General features: G+C 66.5%; 18 protein-coding genes and 1 pseudogene. 9 read left to right on the plus strand and 10 right to left on the minus strand.

What is annotated here, in order from left to right; translation table 11 throughout:
• Positions 1-28: 28 nt before the first annotated feature.
• From IEW19_RS15385 to IEW19_RS15405, 5 genes are all read right to left on the minus strand, one after another.
• Positions 29-1285 (minus strand): acyl-CoA dehydrogenase family protein, encoded by a 1257-nt coding sequence (locus tag IEW19_RS15385; protein WP_188572484.1) that lies wholly within the window; start codon positions 1283-1285, stop codon positions 29-31.
• A 143-nt stretch (positions 1286-1428) separates the two neighbouring features.
• Positions 1429-2154, minus strand: a complete 726-nt coding sequence (locus IEW19_RS15390) for a TetR/AcrR family transcriptional regulator (RefSeq protein WP_188572485.1) — start codon at positions 2152-2154, stop codon at positions 1429-1431.
• Between the two features lie 81 nt (positions 2155-2235).
• The gene (locus IEW19_RS15395) at positions 2236-3258 is read right to left on the minus strand and encodes an SDR family oxidoreductase (protein WP_188572486.1); all 1023 of its coding nucleotides are present in this window, start codon (positions 3256-3258) and stop codon (positions 2236-2238) included.
• Positions 3252-4223, minus strand: coding sequence for an aldo/keto reductase (locus IEW19_RS15400; RefSeq protein WP_018763738.1), 972 nt, complete (start codon positions 4221-4223; stop codon positions 3252-3254). The genes IEW19_RS15395 and IEW19_RS15400 overlap by 7 nt, the downstream gene beginning before the upstream one ends.
• Positions 4224-4278: 55 nt before the next feature.
• Positions 4279-5100 carry an aldo/keto reductase gene (locus tag IEW19_RS15405; RefSeq protein WP_188572487.1) on the minus strand — a complete coding sequence of 274 codons (822 nt, stop codon included), beginning with the start codon at positions 5098-5100 and terminating at the stop codon, positions 4279-4281.
• A 202-nt stretch (positions 5101-5302) separates the two neighbouring features.
• On the opposite strand from IEW19_RS15405, the gene IEW19_RS15410 reads away from it, so the two are divergent.
• Complete coding sequence (locus IEW19_RS15410) at positions 5303-6199, plus strand: helix-turn-helix domain-containing protein (RefSeq protein ID WP_188572488.1); 897 nt, start codon at positions 5303-5305, stop codon at positions 6197-6199.
• 145 nt (positions 6200-6344) lie between these two features.
• Positions 6345-6545: a hypothetical protein gene (locus IEW19_RS15415; RefSeq protein WP_188572489.1), complete on the plus strand. Its 201-nt coding sequence runs from the start codon at positions 6345-6347 to the stop codon at positions 6543-6545.
• A 70-nt stretch (positions 6546-6615) separates the two neighbouring features.
• Here the strand turns inward: IEW19_RS15415 and IEW19_RS15420 are convergent, their stop codons facing one another.
• Positions 6616-6828: a dodecin gene (locus IEW19_RS15420; RefSeq protein WP_141944225.1), complete on the minus strand. Its 213-nt coding sequence runs from the start codon at positions 6826-6828 to the stop codon at positions 6616-6618.
• A gap of 540 nt (positions 6829-7368) precedes the next feature.
• Here IEW19_RS15420 and IEW19_RS24420 point away from each other — a divergent pair.
• Positions 7369-7719: pseudogene (locus IEW19_RS24420) on the plus strand (DUF4193 family protein); the annotation flags it as partial.
• A gap of 30 nt (positions 7720-7749) precedes the next feature.
• On the opposite strand, the gene IEW19_RS23590 reads toward IEW19_RS24420, so the two are convergent.
• A complete protein-coding gene (locus IEW19_RS23590) occupies positions 7750-8022 on the minus strand; it encodes a hypothetical protein (RefSeq protein WP_229748506.1) in 273 nt (90 codons plus the stop codon).
• A gap of 234 nt (positions 8023-8256) precedes the next feature.
• On the minus strand, positions 8257-8961 hold the full coding sequence (locus IEW19_RS15430; RefSeq protein ID WP_188572490.1) for a FadR/GntR family transcriptional regulator: 705 nt from the start codon (positions 8959-8961) through the stop codon (positions 8257-8259).
• A 175-nt stretch (positions 8962-9136) separates the two neighbouring features.
• Here IEW19_RS15430 and IEW19_RS15435 point away from each other — a divergent pair, with 175 nt between their 5' ends.
• The 6 genes from IEW19_RS15435 (at position 9137) to IEW19_RS15460 (ending at position 15961) form a co-directional block, all read left to right on the plus strand.
• Positions 9137-10621: a four-carbon acid sugar kinase family protein gene (locus IEW19_RS15435; protein ID WP_188572491.1), complete on the plus strand. Its 1485-nt coding sequence runs from the start codon at positions 9137-9139 to the stop codon at positions 10619-10621.
• Between the two features lie 29 nt (positions 10622-10650).
• On the plus strand, positions 10651-11550 hold the full coding sequence (locus IEW19_RS15440) for an NAD(P)-dependent oxidoreductase (protein WP_188572492.1): 900 nt from the start codon (positions 10651-10653) through the stop codon (positions 11548-11550).
• A gap of 165 nt (positions 11551-11715) precedes the next feature.
• Entirely contained in the window at positions 11716-13182 is a 1467-nt protein-coding gene (locus tag IEW19_RS15445; RefSeq protein ID WP_188572493.1) for a GntP family transporter, read from the plus strand.
• Positions 13182-14060, plus strand: coding sequence for a class II fructose-bisphosphate aldolase (locus IEW19_RS15450; protein WP_188572494.1), 879 nt, complete (start codon positions 13182-13184; stop codon positions 14058-14060). Before IEW19_RS15445 ends, IEW19_RS15450 begins: the two co-directional genes overlap by 1 nt.
• 236 nt (positions 14061-14296) lie before the next feature.
• Positions 14297-15616 carry an acyltransferase family protein gene (locus IEW19_RS15455; protein ID WP_188572495.1) on the plus strand — a complete coding sequence of 440 codons (1320 nt, stop codon included), beginning with the start codon at positions 14297-14299 and terminating at the stop codon, positions 15614-15616.
• Positions 15617-15631: 15 nt separating this feature from the next.
• Positions 15632-15961, plus strand: coding sequence for a GNAT family N-acetyltransferase (locus IEW19_RS15460; RefSeq protein WP_188572496.1), 330 nt, complete (start codon positions 15632-15634; stop codon positions 15959-15961).
• Positions 15962-15994: 33 nt separating this feature from the next.
• Here the strand turns inward: IEW19_RS15460 and IEW19_RS15465 are convergent, their stop codons facing one another.
• Positions 15995-16318, minus strand: coding sequence for a hypothetical protein (locus IEW19_RS15465; RefSeq protein WP_188572497.1), 324 nt, complete (start codon positions 16316-16318; stop codon positions 15995-15997).
• Between the two features lie 138 nt (positions 16319-16456).
• Entirely contained in the window at positions 16457-16795 is a 339-nt protein-coding gene (locus IEW19_RS15470) for a hypothetical protein (protein ID WP_188572498.1), read from the minus strand.
• Positions 16796-16843: the final 48 nt, after the last annotated feature.

The following is a 16843-nucleotide window of genomic DNA, read 5'->3' on the forward strand; positions in this document are numbered from 1 at the left end:
GTCCTTTCGGGATGAGGGTCGGCGCGGGTCAGGCGAAGGCGGAGGTGCCGGTGATGCCGCGGCCGATGATGAGGGCCTGCATGGTTTCGGTGCCTTCGTAGGTGTGGATGGCTTCGATGTCCGCAAGGTGCCGGGCCACACGGTTTTCCAGCAGGATGCCGTTGCCGCCCAGCAGGTCGCGGGCATTGGAGGCAATGGCCCGGGCGGTCCGGGTGCAGGTGTATTTGGCCAGCGACGCCTGCTCCGGCGTGAGTATTCCGGCCTCATCCAGCCGCGTCATCTGCACCACCATCAACTGCATGGTGGCCAGTTCACTGAGCATCCTGGCGAGCCGTTCCTGGACGATCTGGGAGGCGCCCAGGGGGCGCCCGAACTGCTTCCGCTGCTTGGCGTACTGGACGGCGGTTTCGTAGCAGGCGGTGGCGTGGCCGACGGCGGACCAGGCCACACCCAGTCGGGTCGCCAGCAGGACACGGGCCGTGTCCTTGAAGGTGCGTGCGCCCGGCAGGACGTTCCCTTCCGGGACGAAGACATCCTCCAGCCGGATGTGGGCCTGCCAGATGGCGCGCAGGGCAAGCTTGCCTTCGATTCTGGTGGCGGTGTAGCCGGGGGAGCCCTGCGGAACCAGGTAGCCGTGGACCTGCCCGTCGTCGCCCCGGGCCCACACAATGCTGACGCCGCCAACGGAGCCGTTGCCAATCCACTTCTTCTCGCCGTTGAGCAGGAACCCGCCGTCGGTGCGGGTGGCCGTGGTTTCCAGGGCCACCGAGTCGGAGCCGTGGGTGGGCTCTGTCAACGCGAACGCCGCGTATTCCGCGCCGTTGGCGATCGCCGGGAGCCAGCGCTCCTTCTGCTCCGGGGAACCGCATTCCGCCACGGACCGCAGGGCCAGGCCGCCCTGGACGGCGATCATCGTTGCCACGGAACCGTCGCCGCGGCTGATTTCCATGTTCACCAGTCCGGCGGCCATGCTGCTCATCGGGGCAAAGCCCTCCACCGGTACGCCGTCCCGGAGCAGGTCCAGTTCGCCAAGGCGGCGGAGGAGGTGCAGCGGGTATTCCCCGCGTTCCCAGTAGCCGTCGATGACGGGAAGGACCTCGTCCTGGACGAAGGTGCGGGCGCGGTCCCAGTACGAGCGGTCTTCGTCGCCGATGCCGGCGAGGGCGGACGCGGGGTCGGTCCCGAGGGCCTCGGTCAGGAGGTAGTCCGGCTCCACGGTGCCGGCGGGGAAGCTGGTGGGGCTTCCGGTGCGGGCCGGCACGCGGGTGGGTGACGTCGTCGTCATGTATGTGCATCCTCCGGGTCAGCAGCGGATTGGCCCGCTGTAAAGGTGTGGCTTGCGCCACACATTCCAAGGATGCAATGAAACGCAGTTCCACGTCAAGAAACTGCGTCCCAGGATCTGCTGCGCGGATCGACGACGGCGCTTCAGGGGAGTGCGTCCAGGACCGCCTGGGCAATCGCGTCCCTGTCGGCTGCGCCGGGAAGGACTGTCACGACGACGGTCGGCCCCGGTTGGGCGGCTGCGGCGGCACCGAGGAGCGCAGGCCTGAATGTTTCTGACAAGGCACGGAGTTCGCCGGCCAGTGCCGCAGCCCTGTGACGATCGGCGGACGGGGTTGCTCCGGCTTCAGGCCCGGCGCGCAGCCACTGCCTGAGGAAGGCGTTGTGCACGGCCACCACGGCGGCGGCGAAGGCAACGGCCTTGTACTCGCGGGCCTTGTATTCGCGCCCACCGTTCCCGGGCAGCCTGCCATTCAGGTAGAGCAGGAACGCCCGCTCGTACCGGTGCGAGGTCACCAGTTCCCGGTCCCGGAGGGCCGGAACAGCCTGCAGGAGCTCGTACCGGGCACGTGACGTTCCGGGGTTCCGCAGGTGGTGGTCGAAGACCAGCAGTGCCGCGTCCACCACGGCCGCCAGGGGCTCGAGCCTGGATTCTGCCAGCCGGTCGTTCACCTGGTGCAGGATCCGCTCGTGGTCGGCGAAAACGACGTCCTCCTTGGACCCGAACCTGCGGAAGAACGTGCTCCGGCTCATGCCCGAGGCTTCCGCGAGCTCTTCAACGGAGGTTGCATCGAAACCCTGCCTGGCCAGGAGCCCGATGGCTGCCGCAACGGGACCGTCGGCACGATGGTTGGAAGGGGGCGAGGTCATGCGCCGAAATTTAGCACAGCAGCCATCCGCCGGCTGGCCTGCCGCCGGGCGGCAGACCAGCCATGAGGGGACATCAGCGGCTCAGGCGCCCTGCCGGGACCAGTTTATGAGCTTGTCGGACAGCTGCATATAGGCCTCGTCCACCTGCTGCAGCTCGGGGTGGCTGTCGTACCATTCGATAATTTCCCGGGCGCCGTCCGCGAACGGGATGGTGGCGGTGTAGTCCGGGACCAGGGATTTGATCTTGGTGTTGTCGAAGACCACCGAATGGGACCTGTCGCCCAGGAGGTTGGAACCCAGTTCGGCGTCGTGGACAGCAATGGTTTCGGACGCCACGTGCACCAGTTCCGGCTCCCCGGCGCCTGCTGCCCGGGCAAACAGCCGGTAGATCTGGTTCCAGGGCAGGTACTCGTCCGAGGTGATGGTGTAGCTCTCGCCCACGGCCTGGGGCCTTCCGAGCAGGCCGACGAAGGCCTTCGCGAAGTCCCTGCTGTGCGTCAGCGTCCACAGTGACGTGCCGTCGCCGTGGACCATGACCGGCAGGCCGTTGCGCATGCGGTGGATGTCGGTCCAGCCGCCCACCATGGCGATCTTGGTGCGGTCATAGGTGTGCGACGGCCGCACCACTGTCACTGGGAAGTCCTGCTCCCGGTAGGCCCGGAAGAGCAGTTCCTCGCACTCGATCTTGTCCCGCGAGTACTGCCAGAAGGGGTTCTTCAGCGGCGTGGACTCCAGGATGGGCAGCCTGGTGGGCGGCTTCTGGTACGCGGAGGCTGAGCTGATGAAGACGTACTGGCCGGTCCGCTCGCGGAACAGCTCCAAGCTGGTTTGCGCCTGGTCCGGGGTGTAGGAGATGAAGTCCGCGACGGCGTCGAACTCCCTGCTGCCCAGCACCTCCTGGACAGCCGCCGCATCGCGGACATCCGCTTGCAGCACTTCAGTCCCCTCCGGGACGGGCCTGGTGGACTTGCCCCGGTTCAGGATGGTCAGCCGGTGGCCCAGCGCGACGGCGCGTTCAGCCGCCGCCGCGCTGATGACCCCGGTGCCGCCGATAAAGAGGATGCTCCTCGGCGCCACCGTATCGGTTGCGTGTGGGGTTACCACGCGTAGTCTTCCGGTGCCGTGCGGTGGCCGGGGAAGATGTCGTCAAGCCGCTTGAGCGCGTCTGCGTCGAGAGTGACGTCCAGGGCGCGGATGGCGGCATCCAGTTGTTCCTGCGTGCGCGGGCCGACGATCGGGGCGGTCACTGCGGGCTGGTGCAGGAGCCAGGCGAGGGCGACGTCGCCGGGTTCGTGGCCCAGTTCGTCCGCGAAGTCCTCGTACTGGCGGATCTGGTCTTCATGCTTTTTCAGCGTCTCGGCGGCCCGTCCTTCGGTACGGCGCACACCTTGGCGCTCCTTCTTCAGCACGCCGCCCAGCAGGCCGCCCTGCAGCGGCGACCAAGGGATCAGGCCCAGGCCGTACTGCTGCGCCGCCGGGATGACTTCCAGCTCCACCTGCCGCATGAACAGGTTGTAGATGGACTGTTCGCTGACCAGCCCGGTGTAATTCCGGCGCCGCGCCGCTTCCTGGGCCTGGGCGATGTGCCAGCCGGCGAAGTTGCTGCTGCCGGAGTACAGGATCTTCCCCTGCTGCACCGCCACCTCGATGGCCTGCCAGATCTCGTCCCACGGTGTGTCACGGTCGATGTGGTGGAACTGGTACACATCGATGTAGTCCGTCTGCAGCCGCTTGAGGCTCGCATCCAGGGCCCTGCGGATGTTCAGTGCCGAGAGCTTGGACTCGTTGGGCCGGTCCGTCATGGTGCCGTAGAGCTTGGTGGCCAGGACGGTGTGCTCGCGGCGCTCGCCGCCCTTGGCGAACCAGCGCCCAATGATCTCCTCGGTCCAGCCGCGGTGGTCTGCCCCGCCGTACACGTTGGCTGTGTCGAAGAAGTTGATGCCCGAGGCGTGGGCGGAGTCCATGATGCTGTGGGCGTCCGCTTCCTCGGTCTGCGGCCCAAAGTTCATCGTGCCCAGGCAGAGTCGGGAGACTTTCAGGCCGGAGCGGCCCAGGTGGGTGTACTGCATGGAAAATCCTTTCAATGGGGAATCTTGACGAACCGCTGGTTGGGCCTGCTGGAACCTACATCTGGGTGAAAGAGGCGACGGCGGGATCGGAGCCGATGCGGGCCCCGGCTTCCAGCGCGGTGATGGCGGTAAGTTCGTCGTCGGACAGCGTGAGGGACGAGGCCGCGAAGTTTTCCCGGATCCGGCCAGGGTTCGCGGACTTGGGGATGACGATGTTTCCGTTGGCAAGGTGCCAGGCGAGCACCACCTGGGCGGTGGTGGCACCGTGGGCGTTGGCGATCCCGGTGACGGCATTTCCGTTGAGGTCACCGCCCTGGCCCAGGGGGCTGTAGGCCTCAACAGCGATCCCCAGGCTCCGGCACTTGGCCGCCAGGTCTGCCTGCTGGTAGCTGGGGTGAAGTTCGATCTGGTTGACGGCCGGCACGGTTTCGGCGGACTCCAGCAGGGTGTCCAGATGGTCGGAGAGGAAGTTGGAGACGCCGATGGCGCGGATTTCCTTGTTCTCGTAGAGCCGCTCCATCTCCTTCCAGGCCTGGACGAACAAGCCCTGGGAAGGGACCGGCCAGTGGATCAGGTACAGGTCGATGAAGTCCAGGCCAAGTGCCTTGCGGCTGTTCTGGAACGCCTCCTGTGCCCGGCCCTGCTCGCCGTTGCGGAGCTTGGTGGTAACGAAGATTTCATCGCGTGCGATGCCGGTGGCGGCGACTGCTGCCCCCACTCCTGCCTCGTTCCGGTAGGCGGCGGCGGTGTCAATGTGGCGGTAGCCCGCTTCCAGCGCGTCCTCCACGGTCCGCTGCGTGTCTTCCGGCGGGACCTGGAAAACGCCGAAGCCAAGCTGGGGAATGGTGACGCCGTTGTTGAGGGTCAGCTCTGACATGGGTGTGCTCCTTGGAGATGGAAATGCTGGAAATCGGTGCCGACTGCTCGATCGGGAGAAAGCGATTTCCGCTGGCTCACTCCTGAGCCTATGCACCTTTCAGCACTAAGTCAGCAGGTATGGCTGATCCTGTTTTTCCTAGGACTGCCAGTCCTACCTTTTGTTGTAGAGCGGAGTGCCCATCGCAGGCAGAATGGTCTGCATGGGTCAAAGCGCCGAGTTCGGAAAGTTCCTCAAAGCCATGCGGTCCCGGTTGAGTCCGGAGGTGGCAGGAACGGGTCCCAGTACGGGTGCCCGACGGGTCCCCGGCCTGCGGCGGGAGGAAGTGGCGCGGCTGGCCGGAGTCAGCACCGACTACTACGTCCGGCTGGAGCAGGGCCGCAACATCCACCCCTCGCGTACGGTCCTTGACGCGGTGGCCCGGGCCTTGCGCCTGGACAGCAGCGAGCACGCGCACATGATGGACCTGCTCGAGAACTGCGCCAGTTCTCCCCGGGAGCCGGGCGCCAGCGCCACGCAGGGCGTCCGTCCCGCACTGCGCCAACTCCTCGACGCGGTGGGGGACGTGCCCGCCATGGTGCTGGGCCGGCGCAGTGATGTCCTGGCCGGCAACAGGCTGGCGTTCCTGCTCTTCGCCGATTTCCCGGCGCTGCCGGCCGCGGAGCGGAACCTCACCCGCTGGACCATCCTGGACTCCGCCGCCCGGGAGCTCTTCAGGGACTGGAAGACAGTGGCCGCTGAAGCGGCCGGATCCCTTCGGCTGGACGTGGGGCGGCACCCCAATGATCCGCAGGCCAACCACCTGGTGGGTGAACTGGCCGTCCACAGCGAACACTTCCGCCAGTGGTGGGCAGGGCACCGGGTGGCCACCCGCTCCGCGGGAACTGTACGGCTGCACCATCCTGCGGTGGGGGACCTGGAACTGAACTTTGAAAACCTTGTCCTGCCGGAGGACGCCGACCAAACGCTCAGGGTGTATTCCGCCCGGCCGGGATCGCCGTCGTCGGACGCCCTGGCACTGCTGGGCAGCCTCGGCGCGGCGCCGGATGTTACCCCGGAGCGGGCCCCCGCCGGGGCCGAAAGCGGCGACGCGGGCTGACGGGGGCGCCACGCCACTGTACATTCGTCCAGCCGGAGGGGTGGATTCTGGCCACCCGCCCATTGGTGCGTGGGTTTCCCCTTTCCTAGGGTGGGAGTACTGCTCCCCGCGCCCAGTCTTCTATCACCCCAGGATGGTTCCAACGATGAAACGCATCGCCCTGCTGAAGGAGCGTCAGGCGGCTGCCGGCTCCACCGCCACCGGTTCGCACTGCCCCGTTTCGGGTCTCTGGAGCCCGGACCTGGACCCCCACACCGTCCTGTCCTTCTTTGAGGGGAACGTGTTCCCTGCGTTCGACGGCGTCCCGACGGTGTGGCGGCGGCGCAGCCCGGGCACGGCGAACTAGAACCCGCTTAAAACAAAACTGGCCCGCAGCCAACGTTGTTGAAACGCGATGGCTGCGGGTCAGTTTTGGTCTAGTGCTCTTCCAGGCGGAAGCCGATCTTGATGGTGACCTGCCAGTCCGCCACCTTGCCGTCCTCCAGGTGGCCGCGGACCTCCTTGACCTCGAACCAGTCGAGGTTCCGCAAAGTCTGGGACGCCTTGGCAATACCGTTGCGGACAGCGTCGTCCACGCCTTGGGTGGAGGTGCCGACAATTTCAGAAATGCTGTACGTGTGGTTGGACAACTTCGCTCCTCGTGGTCGTCGATGCTCCCGGTTGCGGGCCGTCCCTGAAGCCTAGTAGGACTGCGGGAGCATTGAACAGGGCCACGGGGAATTAGGGCCGAAAGCAACAACCCCTGGAGTTTTTGGGCAGATAAGCCGACCTCCGCGCTGCTCAAGTTCGGATGCGTGCCCAATAAAGGCTGTGAGTCTTGCAGTGGTTGGTCTGGGACCAGGGCGTGTTGATGCCGGTCGTTCTGCCTGGCGCGTGACTCGAAAAACAATTGCCCCTTAGGGTGCGTTTCCCCCGATTTGTCCGCGCTGGGTGGAGCGCGCGACGTTGGCCTGTCCCACGTCGGTGGCTTGACTAGAAGCTTGTGGGTTATACCCGCGTGGTACCTCCTGCCCGGCTCGTCGGATGGAGCCGCGCAACGCCCTACCGCCACCAGCAGGCCCGTGCTTCCCGCGAAACCAACCGGACCTAGGGAGTACGTCGCCTAACGCACCCAAGAAGGCCGCAGCTACCGCGAAATCCGCAGATCCCTCAAGCGCGGCATCGCTCGAATCCTTAACCGCCAACTCAACTCCCTTTACGCCACGGCCGGACCGGCCTCATCCCCACGTTGCCGGGGCAAATCCCTTCCCGGAACAGGAGCGCACGAAGGTGCGGTTGAGCATACCGGGCTTCGGTCCAGTCCGCGCTGCGCGGAATTCCAAAGGGTTACCGGACAGCTGTCCCCGAACTCGAGGAAGCAGAGAATGTCGACGGCGTGGAGGTTCCCGGTGCCGATCTTTCACATGAAGAAACTCATCATCCAGGTCATTCCCGAGAGCGAGGGTGAATTCACGTGCTCGTCCTGTTTTCTGCTGCATCACAAACATCAGGAGGTTTCACGTAGAGACGGGCGGGCAGTGCGCAGGGAGTGCCCACACGAGACGGCGCGCTCAGATTACCGGGTCGGTGTAGTCGGCGATGCGGGGTCGAACTTCTTGCAAAAAGCGGGCCACAGCGACCTCCGGCTGGTCCGGAAACATTTCTACGTACACCGCGAGTTGTTCCCGGTCGCGCACGGGTCCGGACTGAATCACGGTATCGATGATGGTTTCGGCCTGTCGCCGGATTCCCTGTGGACGACCCGGTCCGTGGCCGGCCGCCGGGCCTTGGCCCTGCTCCTTCGGTTCTTGTCCGGGCGTGGGACTGAATTCAACTGTTGGCATAGGGCACCTGTTGCAACTGCTGCTTCAGCGGAGGCCTGAAACGGAACCACGGCCGTGCGTGTTCCCAGCGAGCGGGGTGCTCGTCACGAATGACTGTTAAGGGTCACACTACGCCCCCCAGAGCTGTCCTGGATATGCCCGAAGCGTTCATGCTTCGCTCTGAGCGTGCGATTTCGGAGCATGCCCAGACAATTATTGGACGTTCAGCAGCCAAAACACCGAACGGGGGAGGGGCTACTTGGCTTCCAGCACCAGCTGCTTGAGGTCGTCGAGGGTCTGCTGCATGTGGGCGTCCATGGCGTCCCGGGACCGGACGGCGTCGCGGGACTCCAGGGCGTCGGCGATGTTCTGGTGGTGCCCGATGGCGTGCTCCTGGATTGCCGGAACGGCAGAGGTCTCGGTCCTGCGCTTTTCGAGCACGCGGTGCAGCGGCTCAAACAGGACCGACACGAAGACATTCCCGGACGCGCCCAGGATGACGTCGTGGAACGCGAGGTCCGCCGCTACGAACGCAGCGACGTCGTTGATGCTGTGGGCGGCCTTCATGGCCGCAATGTAGTTGAAGAGGGAGGCGATGTCCTCCTCCGCGATCCGGCCGGCCGCTAGCTCGCAGGCTCCCGTTTCGAGCATGCGGCGCAGCTCGATGAGCTGGATGGAGGCGTCGGCGTCATTCTTGCCTTCAGACGCCGCGCGGAGCACGGCTTCCAGTGAGGCCCAGCGGCTGAGGGGATTAACGAACGTACCCCGGCCGCGCTCCACGCTCAGGATCCGTTGGGCCTGCAGCGTCTTCATGGCTTCGCGAACCGTCATGCGGCTGACCTCGTGGCGCGCACTCAGTTCGTGCTCGCCGGGAACGGTGGAGCCGGGCGGGAATTCCCCTTCGATGATGCGGTCCAGCAGTTCGTCGGCCACCACACCTACCAGTGACTTCCTTGCCATGCTGCCCCCTGATCACTGTTCCTGGCCCACGCGTGGCGGATATGTCAGACAAGTGTACTTGCGCGTCCGTATGCCGTGTGCCACACTGATTTTTCAAATGCAAGATGTCAGACATCTTACAGTTACCTTTACATCAGGATCCGTGAACCCGGATCGCAACACAACGGAGTGCACTGTGACGCATGAAGCAGACGTTCTGGCCGCCTATCCGGCAGACCTCGAGATTCCCGCCCGGCTGGTTGCCGGCACGCTGGCCGCCTCCAACGCGGCGGTTCCCCGCGTCCTGGTAGTGCTCGACGACGACCCCACCGGAACGCAGTCAGTGGCAGACCTGCCCGTGCTCACCAGCTGGGAAGTGCAGGACTTCGCCTGGGCCTTCGGCCAGGGCAAGCCCGCGGTGTACGTCCTGACCAATACCCGCAGCCTTGACCCCGCAGAGGCGGCGGCCCGCAACGAGGAAGTGGTCCGGAACGCCCTGGCGGCAGCAGGACAGCAGGAGAAGCTGCGCCTGGGTTTCGTCAGCCGCAGCGACTCCACCCTCCGCGGGCACTACCCTCTTGAACCGGACGTCATCGCGGCCACTGTTGCCGAGGTCAGCGGAGAAAAGACCGACGGCGTTGTCCTGGTCCCGGCGTTCCCCGACGCCGGCCGGCTCACCATCGGCGGCGTCCACTACATGCGCGGCACCGGCGACGCCAAGGGCACCCTGGTCCCGGTCTCCGGGACCGAGTTCGCCAAGGACGCGTCCTTCGGCTTCAGCACGTCCGTCATGGCCGACTACGTCGCAGAGAAGTCGCAGGGCAGGTTCCCCGCAGACTCAGTGATCGTCCTGGACCTGAACATCATCCGGGCAGGTGCTTCCGCGCAGGACCCCGCCATCTCCGCCAAGGCCATCGCAGACGCCATAGAGCGTGCCACCGACTCCACGCCCATCGTGGCTGACATCGTCACCGAAAACGACTTCCGTGCCCTGGCCCTGGGCCTCGAAGAAGCCGAACGCCGCGGCAAGAAGCTCCTCTACCGGGTGGGTCCCCCGTTCGTCCGCGGCCGCATTGGCCAGGAAATCCGCGCTGCGCTGACCGCCGAAGAGGCCTACGCGGGAAACACCCCGTCCGAAGCGGGCGGCCTGATCGTGGTGGGCTCGCACGTCGGCCTCACCACGCGCCAACTCAACGTCCTCACGGCAGAACACAGCTCAGCACGCATCATCGAGATCGACGTCGAAAAGCTCCTTGGCGATGAAACCGACGCCCAAAAGCACCTGGACCAGACGGTGGACGCGGTCGTCGACGCCCTCCGCGCCGGGGACGTCATCGTCCACACCAGCCGCCTGCTCATCAAGACGGACGACCCCGCGGAAAGCCTGCGGATCGCCCGCACCGTTTCCGCCGCCGTCGTGAACGTCGTCAACCGCACCCTGAAGACGTTCCCGCCGCGCTTCGTCATCGCCAAGGGCGGCATCACCTCCTCGGACGTCGCGGCGCACGGCCTGGAAATCCGGCACGCCATTGTCCGCGGCCCCATGCTCCCCGGCATCGTCAGCCTCTGGGAACCGGTGGACGGACCCGCCAAGGGCATCCCGTACATCGTCTTCGCCGGCAACGTGGGCGACGACGACTCACTGGCCCAGGTCACCCGCAAGCTCAGCAATAGCTTTTAGCAGCCCCCAAAAATTCAACGGAGAACACCATGACCAGCAACTACACCGTCACCGTCCTGGGCCTCGGCGCCATGGGCCTGCCCATGGCCACCCGCCTGGCCTCCCAGCTGACCGTCCACGGCTTTGACATCGCCGAGCCGCGCCTCAAGCTCGCTGAAGAAGCCGGCATCGCCACCTTCACCACCGCCCGCGAAGCCGCCAAGGGTGCCAACGCCGTGCTCCTTGCCGTCCGCAACGGCGAACAGCTCAACGACGTCCTCTTCGGCGAGAACGGCGTGGCTTCCGTGCTCGAGCCCGGCGCCGTCGTCATCCTCGGCAGCACCGTGGGCACCGACGCCATCCCCGCCACCGTGGCCAAACTGGCGGAATACGGTGTGGACCTGGTGGACGCCCCGCTGTCCGGCGGCCCCAAGCGCGCCGGCGAAGGCGACCTGCTGATCGTCGTCGGAGCTTCCCCCGAAGCCCGCGAAAAAGCGGCCCCCGCGCTGGACCTGCTCGCCTCCACGCTCACGGTCGTGGGCGACAACCCCGGCGACGGCCAGGCCCTGAAGACCGTCAACCAGCTCCTGTGCGGCGTCCACATCGCGGCCGCCGCCGAGGCCCTGGCCCTCGCCGACGCCCTGGGACTGGACCAGGCCAAGACCCTCGCCGCCCTGGAAGCCGGCGCCGCCGGTTCGTTCATGCTTTCCAACCGCGGCCCCCGCATCCTGGAGGCCTACAACGAGGACGGAGCCGAGGTCCTGTCCCGCCTGGATATCTTCGTCAAGGACATGGGCATCGTGGGCAAGGCCACCCGCGCCGCCGGCCTGGCAGCCCCCGTCGCCGCCGCAGCCGAGCAGCTCTACCTCCTGGGCCAGGCCCAGGGCCTCGCCGCCGCCGATGACTCCGCCGTCATCAAGGTGGTCGCCCCCGCCAAGCGCACCAAGTAGCCCCTCCTCCCTGAAAGGAACGACGACGGCGGTCCCCCCTCCGCCGTCGCCGTCCCTCCCAGCGTTCCACACGGTGCCGCTGCGGTTCCCGGCCGCCAGGCACCACCGATAAACCCCTGATGCCGCCCTGCCCAAGGGCCGGCACGTCAAAGGAGACACCTCCCCGTGAACCACCTGATCAACCCGCTTATCCAGCGGGCGGCCGACGCCCCGGCCATCAAGCCCGCCGTTGAGCTGGGCACCCCGCTGCTGCTCACCATCGCGGCCGTTGGCATCGCCATCCTGCTGGTGATGATCATCCGCTTCAAGATCCAGGCTTTCGTGGCCCTGCTCACCGTCAGCATCCTGGTGGCCGTGGCCGCCACCATCCCGCTGCAGGACATCTTCACCGTGGTATCCAGCGGCGTGGGCAGCACCATGGGCAAAGTCGCCATCCTGATCGCGCTCGGTGCCGTGCTGGGCCGCATGATCGAGGTGTCTGGTGGCGTCCAGTCGCTCGCGGACCACTTCACCCGCAAGCTCGGCGCCCGCCGCGTGGCCGTGGCGCTCACCGCCGTCGGTTTCCTGGTGGCCATCCCCGTCTTCTTCGAGGTGGGCATCATCGTGCTGGTGCCAATCGTGTACGCCTTCGCCAAGATCGCCAAGGTGCACCCGGTCAAGTTCGGCCTTCCCATGGCCGGCATCATGCTCTCCATCCACGTCGCAGTCCCGCCGCACCCAGGCATCGTTGCCGGCGCCGGCGTGCTCGGAGCCGACATCGGACTCATCGCCCTGATCTCGCTCCTGATCTGCGTGCCGCTGGGCTTCCTTTCCTACTGGGTGGCATCCATCATGAACCGCAAGGACTACGAACTGCTGCCGGCGGTGAAGGCCCAGGTTGAAGAGTTCGGTTCCGACTCGCTGGTCAAAGTGGGACATGACGGCCCTGGCGCCGCCGCCATCGCACCGCCCCGCCCCGGCCTGATCATCTTCCTGATCGCAGCGCCGATCGTGCAGATCTTGCTCGGCACCGTCGGCACGCTCGTCATCCCCAAGAGCGACCCCCTGTACGGCCTGGCATCCTTCATCGGCAACCCGTTCCTGGCACTGCTGGTCGCTGTCGCGCTGTCCTTCTTCCTGCTGGCCGTCCGTCGCGGCTGGTCCTTCCGGGAAACAGGTGAGATTTTCGAAGGGTCCCTGCCTCCCATCGCCTCCATCCTGATGGTGGTGGCCGCCGGCGGGGTGTTCGGCAATGTACTGCAGGTCTCCGGCATCGGGTCCGCACTGTCCAAGACCCTGGACACGCTCGGCGTGCCGCTGCTGCTCCTCGGATTCATCATCTCGCTGGCCCTGCGCGCCGCCCAGGGGTCGGCCACCGTGGCCATCGTGACCACCACCGGCCTGCTGTCCGCAGCGGTCAGCGGCGGCGGCTACAGCCCCGCGCAGATCGCCGTGATCGTGATCGCCATCGGTTTCGGCGCCCTGGGCCTGTCCCACGTGACCGACGCCGGCTTCTGGGTGGTGGTCCGCTACTACGGGCTCACGGTTTCGGACGGCCTGAAGACCTGGACGGTCCTGACCACCGTCCTGGGCCTGGCCGGCTTCGCGCTGACCTTCGTTGCCTGGATCCTGGTGGGAGGCCTGGGCGCCTGATGCGTACCCGACTGGACCACCTGGTCACCTCCGCCCTGCAGCAGGGTTCCGCGGTGCCCGCCTTCACCTGCTATGACTTCACCACCGCGCTGGCCGTGGTGGGCGCCGCCGAGGAATCCGGCCGGGGCGTGATCCTCCTGGTGGCACCCAAGACGGCCGCCACGCCGAACGGACTCCGGCTCATCGCTGCCCTGCGCGGCCTGGCCGATGCTGCCACGGTGCCCGTCGCGGTGCAGCTTGACCACGCGTCCGATCTCAAGGTCATGGTCGACGCCGTCGCGGCCGGGGCGGATTCGGTCCTCGCCGACGGTTCGTCCCTTCCTTACGAGGAGAACATCGCGCTGGTCCAGGCGGCCCGCGCGCTGCTGGGTGCCGGCGTGGTGCTTGAAGCGGAACTGGGCGGCCTGGCAGGCGACGAGGACCGCGCGTTCGGCACCGACCCGACGGGCACGGACCAGCCGGCCGGACAGTCCGGCGTGGATGTGGCGGGGCTGACGGATTCCGCGCAGGTGGAGGACTTCGTGTCCCGCACCGGCGCGGAACTGCTGGCCGTCGCCGTCGGGAATGTCCACGGCAAGTACAAGGGCGAGCCACGCCTGCGCTGGGACGTGCTGCAGGACATCGCGGCGCGGATCCACATTCCGCTGGTGCTGCACGGCGCCTCCGGCATCCCGGCCGAAGAGCTGGTCAAAGCGGCAGCCATGAACGTTGGCAAGGTCAATTTCAACACTGAACTGCGGACCGGTGTCCTGGCCACCCTCCAGGACCAGCTTCCCGCCCACCGCGCGGACGGCGAAAACCTGCAGGCCCTGCTGGCCATGTGGAACCAGTCGGCGAAGGGCTTCGCCGCCACCACGCTGGCCACGCTGGCACGGTAGGGAAGCAGCCAAAAACTCCGGGGAGGACAGGATCAAGCAACGGTCCTGGCCTTCACCGGACGTAAGTACCTCACCGCTGCCGTAACACTGGGCACCACGCCGCTGCTCGCCGTCGTACTGGTCCTGCTGGCCATATCGCAGCAAAAAGGGTCACCACGGGCACAAAGTCCGTAAAATTGGGCCGGCAACAGGGGCACAATGGTGCCGTGGGCAGCGCCGAGTCTTTGTAGGATCCCGTGCGAAGTACCGGCAGGCAGGGGACAGCAACCGGGGCGGACACGGCAAACCGTGATCCGGCCATCGACCTTGTCCGGTTCATCTGCCTGGCACTGGTGGTGGTGGGGCACTCCATGATGGTCAGCCCGGTCCTGCACCCGGACGGGACCGTGACAACCGAGAACACCCTCGGCGATCAGCGCTGGTTCGAGCCCGTCATCTGGATCTTCATGGTCATGCCCCTGTTCTTCGTCACGGGGGGCGTCACCGGCCTCCAATCCTGGCGCCGGCTCAAAGCGGCCGGTGGGACGCCGGCCGAGTTCATCCGCGCCCGGCTCCTTCGCCTGGTCCGCCCTGCCGCCGCCCTGCTCGCCACCATGGTGGCTGGCCTGTCCGTTGCGGGCGCACTCGGCGTGGACCGGCAGGTGGTCCAGCTCATTGCCGCCGGCGCGGCCATGCCCCTGTGGTTCCTGGCGGCCTACCTCGCGGCACAGCTGAACATTCCGGCACTTGCTTCGCTCCATGCGCGCGCGCCGTGGTTGACCTTCGGCCTGCTTGCGGGGCTGGTGGTCGCCGTGGATTGCCTCCGGGCTGCCTTGCCTGAACTTGCCAATGCGAACCTGGTGTTCGTGTGGTGCACGGTCCAGCAACTGGGTTTCCTTGCCGCAGACGGCTACTTTTCCCGCCTCTCCCGTTCGGGGCTGCTGGGCCTCGCGGTGGCGGCGCACCTGCTGCTGGGGCTTGTGACCGGTCTGGGGCTCTACACCGGAAACATGCTGGTCAACCTCAACCCGCCCAACCTGTCCCTGGTGATCCTGGGCGTTTCGCAGCTGGCCGTGATGGAACTGGCCAGGCCGGTCCTGGTACCCCTGGCTGGGGTCCGCTGGATCGCACGCGTCCTGGCACTGGCCGGCAGCAGGTCCCTGACGGTGTACCTGTGGCACCTGCCGCTGCTGGCGGGCATGTCTGGACTGCTGCTCCTCGCGCCGATCCCCAAACCGGGCGCCGGCACCCCTGAGTGGTGGTGGTCGCGGCCTGTGGTGGTCCTGGCGCTGGTCCTCCTGCTCCTGCCGGTGGTGGCGGCCTTTGGCCGCCTGGAGGAACGGACGACGGCGGCGCACGCCTTCCGCTCCCGGCCCGCCGTGGCGGGGGCCGCCGTCGTGGTGGTCTTCATTCCCGTGGCGGACGCTGCCCTTAACGGACTGTCCTTAGGGCTGCTGGCAGGAGGCGCGGTGTGTTTTTCGGTGGCGACGGTGGTGCTGGGCGGCGTTCCGCCGCTGCGGCGGCATCCGGGCCGGCGACGGCAAGGCAGAAGGGGCATTGCCAGCGGGGTGAAGTAGTGCCAGTGTCGAACCATGACCGAGAACACCACGTCCGCAGAGGACAAGTTCACAGCCAATGTCACCCTGCGCCGCAACGATACGCAGCACCGGTACGAGCTCCTGGTGGATGGCAGGCTGGCTGTGGAGGCCTTCTTCCGCGACCTTCCCGGGCACATCGATTTCACCCACACCGAGACCGGGGACGACTTTGAAGGACAGGGCCTTGGCAAGGTCCTGGCGCACTTTGCCCTGGACGACGTGGTGGCCACCGGCAAGCGCATCATCCCGCACTGCCCGTTCATCTCCAGCTACCTCCGCAAGCATGAAGGCTACGAACAGTTCGTCGATTGGCCGGATCGCTGACGGGAATCCGCCGGAGGCCACACAGGCCAGGGGTCAGCTGGCGAGGGCCTGGTCGCTGACCGTCATTGCGGTGCCCGGGTCGTCGAGGGTGAAGCCGCAGGCGCAACGATAGGTGACGATGCTGTCCGGGACCGACCCGGGCCGCAGGGCGACCACGGAGTCCCCGTCAACGTACACGGGCTGCCGGAGCGGCAGTTCATCGTGGTCAACGCGCTGCATTGGCGTGCGGCAGTGCATGCGCGAGTTCAGGGTCATCAGCAGTCCAGCGTCCACGGGTATGGTGGCGGTCAGGAGCTGCGCGGCTTCCTCGCTGCGCTCCCCAAGCGCTGTTGGCTGGTCTTCCATTGCGGTGGTCATTATGTTCTTCCTTGGGCTTCTTTCACGGAACCGCCAGCATCGGCAGCCCCGCCGCGAACTGCTTGCGGAGGTTCATCTACCCCATAAGCAAAGCATGCTTACTAATTGATGCACAAGTCCCGTCTTGGATAGCCCGGTCTAGCAGCGCCGGCGCTGCCATTGCCAGGCATGCCAGAAGAGCAGCGCAAGGATGATGCCAATCCCTCCGGTCACACCCTGCGGCGCAAATGCGAAGACCAGATACGGCACCGTGGCTCTGTCAGCCATGCCCACCGACATGGGACCGCCAATAAGCGCTGCCAGGCCGCCGGCGATCAGCCCTGCAGCAATCAGCCACAAGGCAATGATGAATGGGTTCGGCGCGGGCCAGGACTTGAGCCTTCCCGCAGGTTCCTCACCTTCCACCTCGGGCGGTACCGGGTTTCCGTCCCTGTCCACTTCGCGGAAGCCGAGTGCTCCGGATTGTTGCTGGTCCATGTATCCCCCTTCATGGCAGCAGCCGGGCCGGCTGCCGGAGGCACCAGC

The sequence above is a fragment of the Arthrobacter liuii genome (assembly GCF_014639275.1).
In the GTDB taxonomy this organism is placed as follows: domain Bacteria; phylum Actinomycetota; class Actinomycetes; order Actinomycetales; family Micrococcaceae; genus Arthrobacter; species Arthrobacter liuii.

What these genes read in the sequence shown, in the direction of transcription:
- IEW19_RS15415 (WP_188572489.1), top strand. Translation starts at nt 6,345, where the DNA reads ATGAAACGCATCGCCCTGCTGAAGGAGCGTCAGGCGGCTGCCGGCTCC.
- IEW19_RS15440 (WP_188572492.1), top strand. Translation starts at nt 10,651, where the DNA reads ATGACCAGCAACTACACCGTCACCGTCCTGGGCCTCGGCGCCATGGGC.
- IEW19_RS15450 (WP_188572494.1), top strand. Translation starts at nt 13,182, where the DNA reads ATGCGTACCCGACTGGACCACCTGGTCACCTCCGCCCTGCAGCAGGGT.
- IEW19_RS15410 (WP_188572488.1), top strand. Translation starts at nt 5,303, where the DNA reads ATGGGTCAAAGCGCCGAGTTCGGAAAGTTCCTCAAAGCCATGCGGTCC.
- IEW19_RS15405 (WP_188572487.1), bottom strand. Translation starts at nt 5,100, where the DNA reads ATGTCAGAGCTGACCCTCAACAACGGCGTCACCATTCCCCAGCTTGGC.
- IEW19_RS15470 (WP_188572498.1), bottom strand. Translation starts at nt 16,795, where the DNA reads ATGGACCAGCAACAATCCGGAGCACTCGGCTTCCGCGAAGTGGACAGG.
- IEW19_RS15400 (WP_018763738.1), bottom strand. Translation starts at nt 4,223, where the DNA reads ATGCAGTACACCCACCTGGGCCGCTCCGGCCTGAAAGTCTCCCGACTC.
- IEW19_RS23590 (WP_229748506.1), bottom strand. Translation starts at nt 8,022, where the DNA reads ATGCCAACAGTTGAATTCAGTCCCACGCCCGGACAAGAACCGAAGGAG.
- IEW19_RS15390 (WP_188572485.1), bottom strand. Translation starts at nt 2,154, where the DNA reads ATGACCTCGCCCCCTTCCAACCATCGTGCCGACGGTCCCGTTGCGGCA.
- IEW19_RS15465 (WP_188572497.1), bottom strand. Translation starts at nt 16,318, where the DNA reads ATGACCACCGCAATGGAAGACCAGCCAACAGCGCTTGGGGAGCGCAGC.
- IEW19_RS15430 (WP_188572490.1), bottom strand. Translation starts at nt 8,961, where the DNA reads ATGGCAAGGAAGTCACTGGTAGGTGTGGTGGCCGACGAACTGCTGGAC.
- IEW19_RS15460 (WP_188572496.1), top strand. Translation starts at nt 15,632, where the DNA reads ATGACCGAGAACACCACGTCCGCAGAGGACAAGTTCACAGCCAATGTC.
- IEW19_RS15385 (WP_188572484.1), bottom strand. Translation starts at nt 1,285, where the DNA reads ATGACGACGACGTCACCCACCCGCGTGCCGGCCCGCACCGGAAGCCCC.